The following is a 15,611-nucleotide window of genomic DNA, read 5'->3' as shown; positions in this document are numbered from 1 at the left end:
CCATGCTCGATTTCGATCAAGCCCAGACCCTGCTGGCCCACGCCGCGCAGCCGCTGCAGCGCAGCAGCGAAGTCGACCTGGCCGAGGCCGCCGGCCGCGTGCTGGCCGTGGCGCTGGACGCCACCGTGGACATTCCGCCGGCCGACAACAGCGCCATGGACGGCTACGCCTTGCGCGAGGCCGACTGGACGCCCGAGGCGCGCCTGCCGGTCCAGCAGCGCTGCTACGCCGGCGACGTGCCCGAACCGCTCAAGCCCGGCCACGCCATCCGCCTGTTCACCGGCAGCCTGATTCCGGTCGGCGCCGACAGCGTGGTCATGCAGGAAGACGCGGCCGAGGCCGACGGCAGCGTGCAGATCTCGCGCCGCCCCACGCCGGGCGAACACATCCGCCGCCGCGGCGAGGACACCCTGGCCGGCGCGCCGCTGCTGCCCGCGGGCACGCTGCTGGAAGCCGCGCACGTGGCGCTGATGGCCTCGCAGGGCCTGGCCCGCGTGCGGGTCTACGACCGCCTGCGCATCGGCATCCTGACCACCGGCGACGAACTCGTCCAGCCCGGCCAGCCGCGCGCCGCGCAGCAGATCTACAACTCCAACGGTCCCATGCTGGCCGCGCTGGCGCGCGGCATGGGCGCCGAGCCGGTGCACGTGCTGCATGCGCGCGACACCGAGGCGGACCTGCTGGCGGCGTTCAAGACCCTGCTGGCCGACTGCGACCTGGTGCTGACGGTGGGCGGCGTGTCGGTGGGCGAGCGCGACCTGGTCAAGCCGGCCCTGGCCACCCTGGGCGGCGAACTGGCGCTGTGGAAAGTGCGCATGAAGCCGGGCAAGCCGGTGGCGCTGGCCACCATAGACGGCAAGCCCGTGGTGAGCCTGCCCGGCAATCCGGTGTCGTCGTATGCGGTGTTCGCCATGCTGGTCTCGCCGCTGGTGCGCCGCATGCAGGGCCGCGAAACCCTGTTCCCGCCGGTCAGCCGGCTGCCGCTGCGCACCGAAGCGCCGCGCCAGGACGCGCGCGAGGAATTCCTGCGGGTGCAGCGCCGCCCGGCCGAGGACGGCGGCGCCGAACTGATCCCGTACCGCCACCAGGGCTCGGGCGTGATCAGCTCCATGCCCTGGTCCACCGGCCTGGCCCGGCTGCCCGCGGACGTGCCGGTCCACGACCGCGACCGGGTGGTCTATTACGACCTGCGCCACTGGCTGGCGTAGCGCGGCGGCGGCGTCAGCCGCCGATATAGCTCATTTCGATCTTGCGCGACGGGTCCGCCATGTTGCGGCCGCGCTGCTCCGAGTAGTTGTCGGCGCGGCCGGCCCAGATGCCGGCCAGGATGCGCGCCAGCTCCTCGTCGCTGGCGCCGTCGCGCAGCGGCGCGCGCAGGTCGTAGCCTTCGTGCGCGAACAGGCACAGGAACAGCTTGCCTTCCGGCGACAGGCGCGCGCGCGTACAGCCGCCGCAGAAGGCGTGCGTGACGCTGGAGATAACCCCGATTTCGCCGCCGCCGTCCAGGTAGCGCCAGCGTTCGGCCACGCGGCCCATCTCGCCGTCGCTGATCGGCTCGATCGCGTGGACCGCGGCGATGCGGTCCAGCACTTCGCGGCTGGGCACCACTTCGGCCAGGTTCCAGCCGTTGGTGTTGCCCACGTCCATGTATTCGATGAAGCGCAGGATGTGGCCGCTGTTGCGAAAGCGCTCGGCCATCGGCAGGATCTGGCCGTCGTTCAGGCCGCGCCGCACCACCATGTTGACCTTGACCGGGGCCAGCCCGGCCGCCGCCGCGGCGTCGATGCCGCGCAGCACGTCGTCCGGCGTGAAGCCGCTGTCGCTCATGTCCTGGAACATGGCCGGGTCCAGCGCGTCCAGGCTGACCGTCACCCGCGTGAGCCCGGCGCGCTTGAGATCGGCGGCCTTGCGCGCCAGCACGCTGCCGTTGGTGGTGAGGGTCAGGTCCAGCGGACGGCCTTGCGGCGTGCGCAGCCCGGCCAGCAGGCCCACCAGGTTTTCCAGGTGCTTGCGCAGCAGCGGCTCGCCGCCGGTCAGGCGGATCTTTTCCACGCCCAGCTGCGTGAAGATGCCGGCCAGCCGCGTGATTTCCTCGAACGACAGCAGCGCCGAATGCGGCATGAAGGTATAGCTGCTGTCGAACACCTCGCGCGGCATGCAGTAGGTGCAGCGGAAATTGCAGCGGTCGGTGACCGAGATCCGCAGGTCGCGCAGCGGCCGCGCGCGCCGGTCGAGCGCGGGCTGGCCGTCGGGCGGCAGTTCTCCGGGGACGAGGCCGGCCGGACGGCCGTTGCGATGATCGGCAAGGAGTATCACTTTGCTCATGGATGCATCATATCCCGGCGCCCGGCCCCGATGGAAAGGCTTCTTGCAGGGTCTGCAGCCGTCCCGTGTCGCGCGCGTCATAACCAGCCAGTTGGCCGACATAGCCGATGTAGTCGGGGCTGCGCATGATGGAAAGCAGGCCTTGCATGGCCGCCGTCTCCAGCGCCGACTTGCGGATGGCGAAGAAATAGCGCTCGCGCACCAGCGGAATGAAGTCCAGGCCGAAGCGGCAGGCCGCGGTCTCCACCCCCATGCCGGTATCGGCCATGCCGCTGGCGATGTGCGCGGCGATGGCCATGTGGGTGAATTCGTTGGTGTCATAGCCCTGCACCTGGCCGGTCGTCACCCCCGCGCGCTGCAGCATCAGCTCCACCAGGTGGCGGGTGCTGGAGCCGATCTGGCGGTTGACGAAACGCACGTCGGGACGCGCCAGGTCGGCCATGCCGCGTATGCCCTTGGGGTTGCCGGCCGTGACGAACAGGCCGGCGTTGCGCACCGCCAGGTGGATCAGCAGGCAGTCGTCCGCGTGCAGCCACTGCGCATAGCGCGCCATGATGGGCGCCTCGAACTCGCCCTGCGGCACCTGGAAACCCGCCAGGTCGCATTCGTGGCGCTCCAGCGAGGCCAGCGCCTCGATCGCCGTGCGGTAGCGCAGCTCCAGGCCGGGCTTGCGCCCGCTCATGTGCTGCATCAGCGACTCGACCGCGAAGCCGTGGCTGGCATGCAGCCGCAGGTGCGGCCCGCTCTCGGGCAGCAGGCGCTCCAGTTCCTCCTGGAGTTCCGAGGCCATGCTTTCCAGCGTGGGCATGAGGCGCGCCTCGATGCGCCGGTTGGCCCACAGCAGGCGCTGCGCGAACGGCGCCAGCTGCGTGCCCTGGCGGCGGGCGGTGATGAGCAGCTGGGTCCCGAATATGTCCTCGAACCGCCGCAGCACGCCCCAGGCATGCCGGTACGACAGCCCGCAGGCGCGGCAGGCGCCGGCGATATTGCCCGTGGCGTCGATGGCCGCCAGCAGCGCCAGCATGTCCTGCAGGGGCACCGCCGCCGATCCGTCCTCGCCGCCCAGCGTCCATTGCGGGCGCAGGCCGATGCGAAACTTATATGTCATTTATTTCTTATTGATGAGCCAGGTTTAGGTAGCTAGAGTACACAAATAACGCGGGCGGCTGGTGTTTTATATGCTTTTAACAACATATAAATCTCAAAAACGGCCCCCCCACACCACAGCAATACAGGAGGAGACCGACGTGCAAGCGCGCGAGGCAACATCCGATCTGGCGTCCAGCGGCGGCGCCCGCGGCGGCCAGATGGCCCTGGACGCGGCCCAGGCGTCCCCCACCCCGGCCATCGCGGCCACCGCCCGCATACTGGCCCGGCTGAAAGACCAGCCCGGCCCGCTGCTGCCCGTGCTGCACGCGGTGCAGCACGAACTGGGCTGTATTCCGGCCGAGGCGGTGCAGACCATCGCCGAGGCCCTGAACCTGTCGCGCGCCGAGGTCCACGGCGTCATCACCTTCTATCCGCATTTCCGCAGCGAACCGCCGGCGCGCCACAGGCTGGAAGTCTGCCGCGCCGAAGCCTGCCAGGCCATGGGCGGCGAACGCCTGGCCGAACACGCGCGCGCCGCGCTGGGCTGCGATTTCCACGCCCGCTCGGCCGACGGCGCCGTGTCGCTGGAGCCGGTGTACTGCCTGGGGCTGTGCGCGCAGTCGCCGGCGGTCATGCTGGACGGCCGGCCCCGGGCCCGCGTCACCCCCGAAAAGCTGGACCGGCTGCTGGCCGGCCTGCGGGAGGCCGACGCATGAACGCCCCCATCGTCATCTATGTGCCGCGCGACGCCGCGGCCCTGGCCCTGGACGCCGACGCCGTGGCCCTGGACATCGAACGCGCCGCGGCGCAACGCGGCCTGGACGTGCGGATCGTGCGCAACGGTTCGCGCGGCATGCTGTGGCTGGAGCCGCTGGTCGAAATCGCCACGCCGCAGGGCCGCATCGCCTACGGCCCGGTGCAGCCCGAGGACGTGGCCGGACTGTTCGACGCCGGCTGGCTGGCCGGCGGCGCGCACGCGCTGCGCCTGGGCCTGACCGAGGAAATTCCCTATCTCAAGCAACAGGAGCGCCTGACCTTCGCCCGCGTCGGCGTGACCGATCCGCTGTCGCTCGAGGACTATGCCGCGCACGACGGCCTGCAGGGCCTGCAGCGCGCGCTGGCCATGGCGCCGGCGCAGATCGTCGAGGAAGTGGCGGAGTCCGGACTGCGCGGGCGCGGCGGCGCGGCGTTCCCGACCGGCATCAAGTGGCGCACCGTGGCCGCGGCCCCGGCCGGCCAGAAATACATCGTCTGCAACGCCGACGAAGGCGATTCGGGCACCTTCGCCGACCGCCTGCTGATGGAAGGCGACCCCTACGTGCTGATCGAGGGCATGACCATCGCCGGCCTGGCGGTGGGCGCCACGCAGGGCTACATCTATGTGCGCTCGGAGTATCCGCAGGCCATCGCCACGCTGCAGGCCGCCATCGAACGCGCCCGCGAAGCCGGCTGGCTGGGCGGGGACGTGCACGGCAGCGGACGCCGCTACGACCTGGAGGTCCGGGTGGGCGCGGGCGCCTATATCTGCGGCGAGGAAACCTCGCTGCTCGAAAGCATCGAAGGCAAGCGCGGCGTGGTGCGCGCCAAGCCGCCGCTGCCCGCCGTCTCCGGCCTGTTCGGCCGGCCCACGGTCATCAACAACGTGATCTCGCTGGCCACCGTGCCCATCATCCTGGCGCGCGGCGCGGCCTACTACCGCGACTACGGCGTGGGCCGCTCGCACGGCACGCTGCCGTTCCAGCTGGCCGGCAATCTCAAGCACGGCGGGCTGGTGGAAAAGGCCTTCGGCCTGACCCTGCGCGACCTGCTGTACGGCTTCGGCGGCGGCAGCGCCTCGGGCCGTCCCCTGCGCGCGGTGCAGGTGGGCGGGCCGCTCGGCGCCTACCTGCCGGAATCGCAATGGGACGTGCCGCTGGACTACGAGGCCTATGCGCAGATCTCGGCCATGATCGGCCACGGCGGCCTGGTGGCCTTCGACGACACTGTCGACATGGCGCGCATGGCGCGCTATGCGATGGCGTTCTGCGCCATCGAATCCTGCGGCAAGTGCACGCCCTGCCGCATCGGTTCGACGCGCGGCGTCGAAACCCTGGACCGGATCGCCGCCGGCGGCCCCGGGCGCGAACAGCAGGTGCACCTGCTGCGCGACCTCTGCGACACGATGCTGGCCGGTTCGCTGTGCGCGCTGGGGGGCATGGCGCCCTACCCCGTGCTGTCCGCGCTGAACCACTTCCCGCAGGACTTCGGCATCGAATCCTCCCAGCCCGCCGCTCACACGGCCTGAACCCGAGACCGCCATGCTAGAAACCGTCATCAAGCGCGATCGCGACCTGGGCACGCCGGCGCGCGAATCCGCCGTCACCGTCACCCTCACCATCGACGGCCAGGCCGTCACCGTGCCCGAGGGCACGTCGCTGATGCGCGCGGCCGCCGAGGCCGGCATCAACATCCCCAAGCTGTGCGCCACCGACAGCCTGGAGCCGTTCGGCTCCTGCCGGCTGTGCCTGGTGCAGATCGAAGGCCGCCGCGGCTATCCCGCGTCCTGCACCACGCCGGCCGAGAACGGCATGGTGGTCCATACCGAAACGCCCAAGCTGCACGACCTGCGCCGCGGCGTGATGGAGCTGTACATCTCCGATCACCCGCTGGATTGCCTGACCTGTCCGGCCAACGGCGACTGCGAACTGCAGGACATGGCCGGCGTGGTGGGCCTGCGCAACGTGCGCTACGGCTACGAGGGCGCCAACCACCTGAAAGACGCCAAGGACGAATCGAACCCGTACTTCACCTACGACCCGTCCAAGTGCATCGTCTGCAACCGCTGCGTGCGCGCCTGCGAGGAAACCCAGGGCACTTACGCGCTGACGATCTCCGGCAAGGGTTTCGAATCGCGCGTGGCGGCCGGCCAGGACCAGCCGTTCCTGGACAGCGAATGCGTGTCCTGCGGCGCCTGCGTGCAGGCCTGCCCGACCTCCACGCTGCAGGAAAAGACCGTCATCATGATGGGCCAGGCCGAGCATTCGGTGGTCACCACCTGCGCCTATTGCGGTGTGGGCTGCGGCTTCAAGGCCGAGATGAAGGGCCAGGAAGTGGTGCGCATGGTGCCCTGGAAGGACGGCCAGGCCAACCGTGGCCATTCCTGCGTGAAGGGCCGCTTCGCCTGGGGCTACGCGACCCACAAGGAGCGCGTGCTCAAGCCCATGATCCGCCAGCGCATCACCGACCCGTGGAAGGAAGTGTCGTGGGAAGAGGCGATCGCCTACGCGGCCTCGGAATTCCGCCGCATCCAGGGCCGCTATGGCCGCGACGCGGTCGGCGGCATCACCTCGTCGCGCTGCACCAACGAAGAAACCTGGCTGGTGCAGAAGCTGGTGCGCGCCGCCTTCGGCACCAATAACGTCGACACCTGCGCGCGCGTCTGCCACTCGCCCACCGGCTACGGCCTGAAGCAGACGCTGGGCGAATCGGCCGGCACCCAGACCTTCGATTCGATCATGCACAGCGACGTGGTGATCGTCATGGGCGCCAACCCCAGCAGCGGCCACCCGGTGTTCGCCTCGCGCCTCAAGCGCCGCCTGCGCCAGGGCGCGCGCCTGATCGTGATCGACCCGCGCCGCATCGAGCTGGTGAGTTCGCCGCACATCAAGGCCGATTTCCATCTGCAGGTGCGCCCGGGCACCAATACCGCGCTGCTGTCGTCCATGGCCCACGTGATCGCCACCGAAGGCCTGATCGACGAAGCCTTCGTGGCCGCGCGCTGCGAGGCCAAGTCCTTCCAGCAGTGGCGCGATTTCGTGTCGCTGCCCGAGAACTCGCCCGAGGCGATGGAGGCCATCACCGGCGTGCCGGCGCAGGCCGTGCGCGGCGCGGCGCGCCTGTACGCCACCGGCGGCAACGGCTCCATCTATTACGGCCTGGGCGTGACCGAACACAGCCAGGGCTCGACCACCGTGATGGCGATCACCAACCTGGCCATGGCCACGGCCAACATCGGCCGCGAAGGCGTGGGCGTCAATCCGCTGCGCGGGCAGAATAACGTGCAGGGCTCGTGCGACATGGGTTCGTTCCCGCACGAACTGCCGGGCTACCGCCATATCTCCGACGACGCGGTGCGCAGCCAGTTCGAACAGGACTGGGGCGTGACCCTGCAGCCCGAGCCCGGGCTGCGCATCCCCAACATGTTCGAGGCGGCGCTGGCCGGCTCGTTCAAGGGCCTGTACTGCCAGGGCGAGGACATCGTGCAGTCCGATCCCAACACCCAGCACGTCGCGGCCTCGCTGGCGGCGATGGAGTGCATCGTGGTGCAGGACCTGTTCCTGAACGAGACCGCCAAGTACGCGCACGTGTTCCTGCCGGGCTCGTCCTTCCTGGAGAAGGACGGCACCTTCACCAACGCCGAGCGCCGCATTTCGCGCGTGCGCAAGGTGATGCAGCCCAGGAACGGCAAGTCCGACTGGGAAGTCACCGTGGCGCTGTCGAACGCGCTGGGCTACCCCATGAACTACAGCCATCCCGGCGAGATCATGGACGAGATCGCGCGGCTGACGCCGACCTTCGCCGGCGTCACCTACGAGAAGCTGGACCGCCTGGGCAGCCTGCAATGGCCGTGCAACGACGAGGCGCCCGACGGCACGCCCACCATGCACGTGGACGAGTTCGTGCGCGGCAAGGGCCGCTTCATGATCACCAAGTACGTGCCCACCGACGAGCGCAGCACGCGCCGCTACCCGCTGCTGCTGACCACCGGCCGCATCCTGTCGCAGTACAACGTGGGCGCCCAGACCCGCCGCACGCCCAACGTGGCCTGGCACAGCGAGGACCTGCTGGAACTGCATCCGCAGGACGCCGAGGACCGCGGCGTGCGCGACGGCGACTGGGTCGGCGTGCAGAGCCGCGCCGGCGAAACCGTGCTGCGCGCCACGATCACCGACCGGGTGCAGCCGGGCGTGGTGTACACCACCTTCCACTTCCCCGAATCGGGCGCCAACGTGGTCACCACCGACAGCTCCGACTGGGCCACCAACTGCCCCGAGTACAAGGTCACCGCCGTGCAGGTCACGCGCGTGTCCCAGCCCTCGGAATGGCAGCGCGAGTGGTCGCGCTTCGCCGACATCCAGCACAAGCTGCTGCGCGAACGCGAACGCGAAGACGCCGCCGCGCTGGCCGGCAAATAAGGCCGCGAACCGCCATGATGTCCCTGCCCTTCCCCGCTCCCGCCGCCCGCGCCGACTGCGCGCGGGTGCCCATCACCCGCCTGCGCGCGGGCGCCTTCGGCGCCGGCGCCGAGGACTACGTGGCCGAGGAAACCCCGGTGGCCCTGGAGTTCAACGGCATCAGCCACGCCACCATGCTGGCGACGCCGGCCGACCTGGAGGACTTCGCGCTGGGCTTCGCGCTGTCCGAAGGCATCGTCGCCGGCGTCCATGACGTGCGCGGCATGGACCTGCTGCCGCGGCCCGACGGCATCGTGGTGCAGGTGGAAATCTCCAGCGCCTGCGAGGCGCGTCTCAAGGCCCGCCGGCGCGCGCTGGCCGGGCGCACCGGCTGCGGGCTGTGCGGCGTGGAAACGCTGCCCGAAGTGCTGCGTCCCGTCGCGCCCCTGACCCGCGCCGCGCCGGTGCGCGTGCAGGCGGTGCTGGCCGCCATGCGCGCCATGCGCGCGCGCCAGGCGCTGCATGAATTGACCGGCGCCACCCACGCCGCGGGCTGGGCCGGCGCCGACGGCGCGCTGGCGCTGGTGCGCGAGGACGTGGGCCGCCACAACGCCCTGGACAAGCTCATCGGCGCCCTGGCGCGCCAGGGCATGCGCGCCGACGCCGGCATCGCCGCGGTGACCAGCCGCGCCAGCTTCGAAATGGTGCAGAAGACAGCGGCGGCCGGCATCGGCGTGCTGGCGGCCGTGTCCGCGCCCACCTCGCTGGCCATCCGCCTGGCGCAGGACGCCAACCTGACCCTGCTGGGATTCCTGCGCGGCGACGACGCCACGCTGTACTCCCATCCCGAGCGCATCGTCACCTGAACCGGACTACACCACGCATGGAAATCGGCAACCTCATCCGCATGGCCAACCGCATCGGCCAGTTCTTCGAAGCCATGCCCGACCGCCACGAGGCGCTCGAGGGCGTGGCCAACCACATCCATAAATTCTGGGAGCCGCGCATGCGCAACGAGCTCCTGGACTTCCTGGCCCGCAGCCCCGACGGCGACGCCGGCGACACCCGCCTGCACGGCCTGGTGCTGGAGGCGGTCACGCAGAACCGCCAGCGCCTGACGCCGGCCGCCCGCGCGCAATAGCCGGCGGCGGGGCGCGAAGCTGCTACATTGGCAGCCCGCGCCCTTTTCTTTTGCATCCGAATGACTGCCCTGTCCCGCGCGCGCCGGCCCGCCGGAGCGACGCCTTGAACCCGCCCGAAATCCACTGGGAAGAAAACCAGCTTGCCCGCGCCGCGCGCTGGCGTTCCGAAAGCGGCGCCGCGCCGCCCCGGCGCGTGGTGCTGGCCGATGACACGCTCGGCGCGGACCAGGCCTACCGCCAGGCCTGCGAGGGCGTCGGCCTGCTGTGGCGCGGCGACTTCCACAACGCGCGCCAGCTGCTGCAGGCCATGGCGCGGCGCGTCGACAAGCGTCCGCGCAAGCCCGCGGCCACGCTGCGCGACGCCTTCAACCAGCACCGCCAGTTCCAGTCGCAGCGCGCCCGCATCCTGGGCATGCTGCTGATCGGCTTCGACGCCGGCCACGGCATCGCCCTGCGCCGCGCGCCCGACGCGCGCCAGGCCTGCGAAGCCGCCTACGGCCCGGCCGACGAGCCCTACGTGGCCTCGCTGCGCGAGCTGCTGGGGCTGATCGGCGCCTACGAATGGCGCAAGAAAGGCGTGGAGATCGCGGCCTTGGGCGCGCGCATCCATCCGCACTACGGCGTGTTCTCGCCGCTGCGCGGCGAATACGTGGACCTGGTGGCGCAGGCGCCGCTGCCGCCCGGCGACGCCGCCTTCGACATCGGCACCGGCAGCGGCGTGCTGGCCGCCGTGCTGGCGCGCCGCGGCTTCAGGCGCGTGGTCGGCACCGACCAGGACCCGCGCGCCCTGGCCTGCGCCCGCGAAAACCTGCAAAGGCTGGGACTGGAAGACCGGGTGGAACTGGCGCAGGCCGACCTCTATCCCGAGGGCCGCGCGGCGCTGGTCGTGTGCAACCCGCCCTGGGTGCCGGCGCGCCCCAGCTCGCCGGTGGAATACGCCGTGTACGACCCCGACAGCCGCATGCTGCGCGGCTTCCTGGACGGCCTGGCCGCGCACCTGGCGCCAGGCGGCGAAGGCTGGCTGATCCTGTCGGACCTGGCCGAGCACCTCGGCCTGCGCAGCCGCGAACAGCTGCTGGAATGGATCGCCCAGGCCGGGCTGCGCGTGGCGGGCCGGCTCGACACCCGGCCCACCCACGGCCGCGCCGCCGACACGGCCGACCCGCTGCATGCGGCGCGCTCGCGCGAGGTGACCTCGCTGTGGCGGCTGGCGGCGGCCTAGGGCCTGTTCACACTAAAAGGAGCCACGCACAGGCCCTAGACGCGCCCGGCCGCCACGTTCACGCTGATGGCGATGATGAACACGTTGAAGAAAAACGCGATGACGCTGTGCGTCAGCGCGGTGCGGCGCAGCCGCCGGTTCACGATCTGCACGTCCGACACCTGGAAGGTCATGCCCAGCACCAGCGCGAAATACGCGAAGTCCCAGTAGTCCGGATCTTCCGTGCCGGGAAAGTCCAGGCCCTTGTGCATGGCGTTGCGGTGGCCGTAATAGCCGTGGGCGTAATGCAGCGCGAAGATCATGTTCATGTAGAGCCACGACAGGATGATGGTCGCGGCGGCGGCCAGCATGGCCAGCACGCTGCTGGCGCCTTCCTCGATGCGCAGCTCCACCCACAGCGCCGTCATCACCATGCAGGACAGCGCCACGCTGCTCCACAGCACGCCCGTGCGGCCCACGTCCTGCTCCTGCGCGTGGCGGCGCATGGCCTGGGCGCTAGTGCGGCCGAACACGCGTGCCGTCAGGATCAGGAAGACCAGCGCCCCCAGGTCGAACCCCAGCAGCAGCGCCAGCACCAGCGGCAGGCCCGCGGCGTACAGCACGCCGGCGCCGGCCAGCAGCAGCGCGGCGCACAGCACCAGGCGCCGGTGCGCATGGAAGAACGGCAGGCTGGCGGCGGCGGTCTCGGGCTCGAAATCCTTGAGCGGGGGCATGGCGGGCTCCTGCGCGTGGCGAGGCAAGCCCCTACCCTAACCGATGCCGAGCAAACCGGCCAGCGCCCCGCCGAACAGCAGCCACAGCGGATGGATGCGGGTCACGCTGCCCAGCAGCGCCACCAGCGCGGCGATCGCGCCCAGCAGCCAGCTGTGCACCGAGGCCTCGGTGATCAGGGCCGCGCTGGCGGCCACCAGGCCCACCGTCATGGGGAAAATGCCGGCCTGGATCACGCCGCGCCACGGGCGGTCCTTGAAGCGTTCCCACAGGCCCAGCGCGATCACGGTGATCACCGAGGATGGGCCGAACTTGGCGATGGTGGTGACCAGCACGCCCAGGCCGCCGGCCACGTGCCAGCCCACCAGCGTGACCACCATCAGGTTGGGACCCGGCGCGGCCTGCCCCAGCGCGAACAGGGCCGAAAAGTCCGCCGCGCTCATCCAGCCATGCACTTGCACGACCTGGCGCTGCATCTCGGGCAGGATGGTGTTGCCGCCGCCGAAGGCCAGCACCGACAGCTCGGCGAAGATCAGGCCCAGCGCGATAAGGGTATGGATCATCGACGCTGCCTCCACACCATCAGGATGCTCAGCGGCGTCAGCACCGCCATGGTCGGCAGCAGCGGAATGCGCAGCACGGCGATGGCGATGAAACACACCGTGGCGACCGCGCCGGCCAGCCAGTCGCGGCGCTTGAAAACCGGGGTGCCGATCTTCACCGCCATCGAGATCAGCAGGCCCGCGGCGGCGGCGGCCAGCCCGGCGAACAGGTGCTGGATGTGCGGATCGTCCTGGAACCGGTCGTACACCATGCCCAGCATGATCACGATGATCGACGGCGCCAGGATCAGGCCCATCAGCGCCGCGAAGGCGCCGCGCGGGCCGCGGAATTTCATGCCCAGCGCGACCGAAAGATTGATGATGTTGCCGCCCGGCAGGAACTGGCACAGGCCCAGCAGATCGGTGAACTCGGGGCCGCTCAGCCAGCGGTGCTTTTCGACCACCATGCGGCGCGCCAGCGGCAGCGCGCCGCCGAAGGCCGTCAGGCCGAGCATCAGGAATCCGTAGAACAGTTGCCCACAGGTGGGCGGGGGCCGCAAGGCGGCCTCGGTGGTGGAGGGTGCTGCTGCGTTCATTTTTATGTGACCAGTAAAGAGTTTGCAGCCTACTCTCCCCACTAGATAATGTCTAATATATGGAAATCTACTGACTCATATCGGGTACATATGGCGTCCATCGACTTGCGGCTGCTGCGCTACTTCGTGGCGGTGGCGGAAGAATCCCACCTGACCAAGGCCGCGGCGCGGCTCGGCATCCGCCAGCCGCCGCTCAGCCAGCAGATCCGCGTGCTGGAAGAGGAGCTGGGCGTCACGCTGTTCCACCGCCTGCCGCGCGGCATGGAACTCACCGAAAGCGGCCGCGCGCTGCTGGAGGACGCGCACAAGATCCTGGCGCTCACCGAGCAGGCGGTCGAAGGCGTGCGCCGCGTGTCGCAGGGCGAGGCCGGCCGCCTGACCGTCGGCTTCACCGGATCGGCCGCCTTCCACCCGTTCGTGCCCTCGGTGATCCGGCGCTTTCGCGAACTGGCGCCGAACGTGCGGCTGGTGCTGGAGGAAAGCAGCACCGGCGAACTGATGGACGACGTGTGCGACGGCCGGGTGGACGTGGCGTTCGTGCGCGGCCCCTATGGCCCGGACCGCGGCGTGGTGGTGGAAAAAGTGCTGGACGAAACCATGCTGGCCGCGTTTCCCGCCGACCATCCGGCGGTGCGGCGGCGCCCGCGCCAGCGCATCGCGCTGTCCGAACTTGCCGACGAATCCCTGATCCTGTACCGCCGCCACAGCGGGCCGGGCCTGTACGACGCCATCCTGGCGGCCTGCGCCGCCGCCGGTTTCAGCCCGCGCATCGCGCAGGAAGCGCCGCGCATGCTGTCCACGCTGAGCCTGGTTGCCGCCGGGCTGGGCGTCTCGCTGGTGCCGGCGTCGCTGCGCCGCGTCAACATCGAGGGTGTGGTCTACGTCAGCGTCAGCCGGCCCGCCTCGCTGCGCGCGCCGCTGAACCTGATCTGGCGCGATGCGCCGCTGTCGGGCGCGGCCCGCAGGCTGATCGAAGAGGTCCGCCGCCACCGCCAGGAATCGCCGTGAGCGCCGCGGCGCTACACTGCCGCACACCCCAATCCGCTTTTCTTTCATGCTTTCCGAATCCCCCATCGGCATCTACGACTCCGGCGTCGGCGGGCTGAGCGTGCTGCGCGCGATCCGCGACGCGCTGCCGCAGGAATCCCTGCTGTACGTGGCCGATTCCGCGCACGTGCCCTATGGCGAAAAAACGCCGCAGTTCGTGGCGCAGCGCGCCGCCACGCTGGCCGATTACTTCGTCTCCTGCGGCGCCAAGGCCATGGTGGTGGCCTGCAACACCGCCACCGCGGCCGCCATCGCGCAGCTGCGCCAGCGCCATCCCGGGCTGGTCATCATCGGCGTGGAGCCGGCGATCAAGCCGGCCGCCCACCTGACCCAGAGCGGCGTGGTCGGCGTGTTCGCCACCACCGGCACGCTGGCCAGCGCCAAGTTCGCCGCCCTGGTGCGGCGCGAGGCGCCCGAGGTGCGCATCCTGCTGCAACCCTGCCCCGAATGGGTGCGGCTGGTGGAGCAAGGCGTGCTGCACGGGCCGCAGGCCGAGGCCGCGGTGCGCGGCCCGGTGGCGCAGCTGCGCGAGGCCGGCGCGGACGTGCTGGTGCTGGGTTGCACCCATTTCCCGTTCCTGCGCGAGGCCATCGAGGCGGCCGCCGGCCCCGGCGTGCCGCTGCTGGAAACCGGCGCCCCGGTGGCGCGCAGGCTGCGCCACCAGTTGCAGGAACGCGGCCTGCTGAGCGCGGGCGGCCCGGGCGCGCTGCGGCTACAGACCAGCGGCGCGGCCGGCGCGCTCGCTGCGCAGGCCAGCCGCCTGCTGGGCCAGGCGCTGGCCGCCGACGCGCTGGCCGAACGCTGGCGCTGAATGCCGGCGGCTTGATCCGGCGCATTCCGCGGCGGCGCGATTCGGCCAATAATGGGCGTACAGCGCACGCCGGCGCTCATCCGGAGACACCCGTGAAACGCATCCTGATCCCCGTGGACGGTTCGCAGCCGTCCCTCCACGCCGTCCAGGCCCTGATCGACGCCCGCCGCTACGCCCCGGTCGAACGGGTCGAACTCCTCAACGTCCAGATTCCGCTGCAGGCCGGCAAGATCGGCCGCGGCCTGTCGCAGGCCGAGATCGACGCCTACCACCAGGAGGAAGGCGAGGCCGCCCTGCAGGCCGCCCGCGCGCTGCTGAGCAAGGCCGGCGTGCCGTTCGAGGAACGCATCGAAATCGGCGCGGCGGCCGACACCATCGTGCGCGTCGCCCAGGAAACCGACGCCGACGAGATCTACATGGGCTCGCGCGGCCTGGGCTCGGTTTCGTCGTGGTTCCTGGGTTCGGTCGCAACCCGCGTCCTGCACCTGGCGGAACTGCCCGTCACGCTGGCCAAGTAAGGCCCGGAGGAACAACCATGCTGAACATCCTGGTCCCCGTCGACGGCTCCGACTACGCCAACCGCGCCGTCCTGTACGCCCGCGAGCTCGCCCAGGGCGCGGGCGCCGCCCACATCCACCTGCTCAATGTCCAGACGCCCGTGCAGGGCCGCGCCGGCCTGTCGCGGCTCATCACCCAGGACATGATCGACGAGTTCTACGCCCGCGAAGGCGAAGAGGCGATGGAAGAGGCGCGCAAGCTGCTCGACGTGACCGGCACCGCCTACACGCGGCACGTCGCCTTCGGCCACGTGGCCAGCGAAATCGCCGGCTACGCGCGCGACCACCGCTGCGAGCGCATCGTCATGGGCACGCGCGGCAACGGCGCGCTGGCCAACATCCTGATCGGCTCGGCCGCCAACCAGGTGCTGCAGCTGGCCGACGCGCCGGTCACCCTGATCAAGTAGCCGCGCCCG

Annotated in this window: 16 protein-coding genes; 11 read left to right on the top strand and 5 right to left on the bottom strand. The window is 70.6% G+C overall.

The window, feature by feature from the left end; genetic code table 11:
• Positions 1 to 2: 2 nt before the first annotated feature.
• Positions 3 to 1,208: a molybdopterin molybdotransferase MoeA gene (locus AC1IQ6_RS05615; protein WP_485866012.1), complete on the top strand. Its 1,206-nt coding sequence runs from the start codon at positions 3 to 5 to the stop codon at positions 1,206 to 1,208.
• Positions 1,209 to 1,221: 13 nt separating this feature from the next.
• On the opposite strand, the gene moaA is transcribed toward AC1IQ6_RS05615, so the two are convergent.
• Together moaA and AC1IQ6_RS05605 are read right to left on the bottom strand one after the other, a co-directional pair.
• Complete coding sequence (moaA, locus tag AC1IQ6_RS05610) at positions 1,222 to 2,325, bottom strand: GTP 3',8-cyclase MoaA (RefSeq protein ID WP_485866011.1); 1,104 nt, start codon at positions 2,323 to 2,325, stop codon at positions 1,222 to 1,224.
• 7 nt (positions 2,326 to 2,332) lie between these two features.
• On the bottom strand, positions 2,333 to 3,433 hold the full coding sequence (locus AC1IQ6_RS05605) for a substrate-binding domain-containing protein (RefSeq protein WP_111825686.1): 1,101 nt from the start codon (positions 3,431 to 3,433) through the stop codon (positions 2,333 to 2,335).
• Positions 3,434 to 3,572: 139 nt separating this feature from the next.
• On the opposite strand from AC1IQ6_RS05605, the gene AC1IQ6_RS05600 reads away from it, so the two are divergent.
• From AC1IQ6_RS05600 to AC1IQ6_RS05575, 6 genes are all read left to right on the top strand, one after another.
• On the top strand, positions 3,573 to 4,130 hold the full coding sequence (locus tag AC1IQ6_RS05600; RefSeq protein WP_102773737.1) for a formate dehydrogenase subunit gamma: 558 nt from the start codon (positions 3,573 to 3,575) through the stop codon (positions 4,128 to 4,130).
• Positions 4,127 to 5,698, top strand: coding sequence for a formate dehydrogenase beta subunit (locus AC1IQ6_RS05595; RefSeq protein WP_485866010.1), 1,572 nt, complete (start codon positions 4,127 to 4,129; stop codon positions 5,696 to 5,698). Before AC1IQ6_RS05600 ends, AC1IQ6_RS05595 begins: the two co-directional genes overlap by 4 nt.
• Before the next feature lie 13 nt (positions 5,699 to 5,711).
• Positions 5,712 to 8,588: a formate dehydrogenase subunit alpha gene (gene fdhF / locus AC1IQ6_RS05590; protein ID WP_485866009.1), complete on the top strand. Its 2,877-nt coding sequence runs from the start codon at positions 5,712 to 5,714 to the stop codon at positions 8,586 to 8,588.
• Positions 8,589 to 8,602: 14 nt separating this feature from the next.
• The gene (gene fdhD / locus AC1IQ6_RS05585) at positions 8,603 to 9,433 is read left to right on the top strand and encodes a formate dehydrogenase accessory sulfurtransferase FdhD (RefSeq protein ID WP_485866008.1); all 831 of its coding nucleotides are present in this window, start codon (positions 8,603 to 8,605) and stop codon (positions 9,431 to 9,433) included.
• 17 nt (positions 9,434 to 9,450) lie between these two features.
• Positions 9,451 to 9,708 (top strand): formate dehydrogenase subunit delta, encoded by a 258-nt coding sequence (locus AC1IQ6_RS05580; RefSeq protein WP_111825689.1) that lies wholly within the window; start codon positions 9,451 to 9,453, stop codon positions 9,706 to 9,708.
• A 104-nt stretch (positions 9,709 to 9,812) separates the two neighbouring features.
• Positions 9,813 to 10,931, top strand: a complete 1,119-nt coding sequence (locus AC1IQ6_RS05575; protein ID WP_102773741.1) for a methyltransferase — start codon at positions 9,813 to 9,815, stop codon at positions 10,929 to 10,931.
• 35 nt (positions 10,932 to 10,966) lie between these two features.
• Here AC1IQ6_RS05575 and AC1IQ6_RS05570 read toward each other — a convergent pair whose 3' ends face one another.
• The 3 genes from AC1IQ6_RS05570 to AC1IQ6_RS05560 are packed head-to-tail and all read right to left on the bottom strand — an operon-like array spanning position 10,967 to position 12,780.
• Positions 10,967 to 11,644, bottom strand: coding sequence for a DUF1345 domain-containing protein (locus tag AC1IQ6_RS05570; protein ID WP_102773742.1), 678 nt, complete (start codon positions 11,642 to 11,644; stop codon positions 10,967 to 10,969).
• Between the two features lie 36 nt (positions 11,645 to 11,680).
• Positions 11,681 to 12,205 (bottom strand): chromate transporter, encoded by a 525-nt coding sequence (locus AC1IQ6_RS05565; protein WP_102773743.1) that lies wholly within the window; start codon positions 12,203 to 12,205, stop codon positions 11,681 to 11,683.
• Positions 12,202 to 12,780, bottom strand: a complete 579-nt coding sequence (locus AC1IQ6_RS05560; RefSeq protein WP_479731176.1) for a chromate transporter — start codon at positions 12,778 to 12,780, stop codon at positions 12,202 to 12,204. Before AC1IQ6_RS05560 ends, AC1IQ6_RS05565 begins: the two co-directional genes overlap by 4 nt.
• 90 nt (positions 12,781 to 12,870) lie before the next feature.
• Here AC1IQ6_RS05560 and AC1IQ6_RS05555 point away from each other — a divergent pair, with 90 nt between their 5' ends.
• From AC1IQ6_RS05555 to AC1IQ6_RS05540, 4 genes are all read left to right on the top strand, one after another.
• Positions 12,871 to 13,788 (top strand): LysR substrate-binding domain-containing protein, encoded by a 918-nt coding sequence (locus AC1IQ6_RS05555; RefSeq protein ID WP_111825692.1) that lies wholly within the window; start codon positions 12,871 to 12,873, stop codon positions 13,786 to 13,788.
• Positions 13,789 to 13,834: 46 nt separating this feature from the next.
• Positions 13,835 to 14,638, top strand: a complete 804-nt coding sequence (murI, locus tag AC1IQ6_RS05550; RefSeq protein WP_102773746.1) for a glutamate racemase — start codon at positions 13,835 to 13,837, stop codon at positions 14,636 to 14,638.
• Between the two features lie 92 nt (positions 14,639 to 14,730).
• A complete protein-coding gene (locus AC1IQ6_RS05545; protein ID WP_102773747.1) occupies positions 14,731 to 15,156 on the top strand; it encodes a universal stress protein in 426 nt (141 codons plus the stop codon).
• A gap of 17 nt (positions 15,157 to 15,173) precedes the next feature.
• Complete coding sequence (locus AC1IQ6_RS05540; RefSeq protein WP_102773748.1) at positions 15,174 to 15,602, top strand: universal stress protein; 429 nt, start codon at positions 15,174 to 15,176, stop codon at positions 15,600 to 15,602.
• Positions 15,603 to 15,611: the final 9 nt, after the last annotated feature.

It is taken from the genome of Achromobacter sp. MUI-25009338 (assembly GCF_057359325.1).
Note: the sequence above shows the minus strand (reverse complement) of the source record. Positions and strands in the feature narration are given on the sequence as shown.

Excerpts from the sequence above, each read along its gene's own strand:
- AC1IQ6_RS05615 (WP_485866012.1), top strand. The coding sequence starts at position 3 with ATGCTCGATTTCGATCAAGCCCAGACCCTGCTGGCCCACGCCGCGCAG.
- moaA (WP_485866011.1), bottom strand. The coding sequence starts at position 2,325 with ATGAGCAAAGTGATACTCCTTGCCGATCATCGCAACGGCCGTCCGGCC.
- AC1IQ6_RS05605 (WP_111825686.1), bottom strand. The coding sequence starts at position 3,433 with ATGACATATAAGTTTCGCATCGGCCTGCGCCCGCAATGGACGCTGGGC.
- AC1IQ6_RS05595 (WP_485866010.1), top strand. The coding sequence starts at position 4,127 with ATGAACGCCCCCATCGTCATCTATGTGCCGCGCGACGCCGCGGCCCTG.
- fdhF (WP_485866009.1), top strand. The coding sequence starts at position 5,712 with ATGCTAGAAACCGTCATCAAGCGCGATCGCGACCTGGGCACGCCGGCG.
- fdhD (WP_485866008.1), top strand. The coding sequence starts at position 8,603 with ATGATGTCCCTGCCCTTCCCCGCTCCCGCCGCCCGCGCCGACTGCGCG.
- AC1IQ6_RS05580 (WP_111825689.1), top strand. The coding sequence starts at position 9,451 with ATGGAAATCGGCAACCTCATCCGCATGGCCAACCGCATCGGCCAGTTC.
- AC1IQ6_RS05570 (WP_102773742.1), bottom strand. The coding sequence starts at position 11,644 with ATGCCCCCGCTCAAGGATTTCGAGCCCGAGACCGCCGCCGCCAGCCTG.
- AC1IQ6_RS05565 (WP_102773743.1), bottom strand. The coding sequence starts at position 12,205 with ATGATCCATACCCTTATCGCGCTGGGCCTGATCTTCGCCGAGCTGTCG.
- AC1IQ6_RS05560 (WP_479731176.1), bottom strand. The coding sequence starts at position 12,780 with ATGAACGCAGCAGCACCCTCCACCACCGAGGCCGCCTTGCGGCCCCCG.
- AC1IQ6_RS05555 (WP_111825692.1), top strand. The coding sequence starts at position 12,871 with ATGGCGTCCATCGACTTGCGGCTGCTGCGCTACTTCGTGGCGGTGGCG.
- murI (WP_102773746.1), top strand. The coding sequence starts at position 13,835 with ATGCTTTCCGAATCCCCCATCGGCATCTACGACTCCGGCGTCGGCGGG.
- AC1IQ6_RS05540 (WP_102773748.1), top strand. The coding sequence starts at position 15,174 with ATGCTGAACATCCTGGTCCCCGTCGACGGCTCCGACTACGCCAACCGC.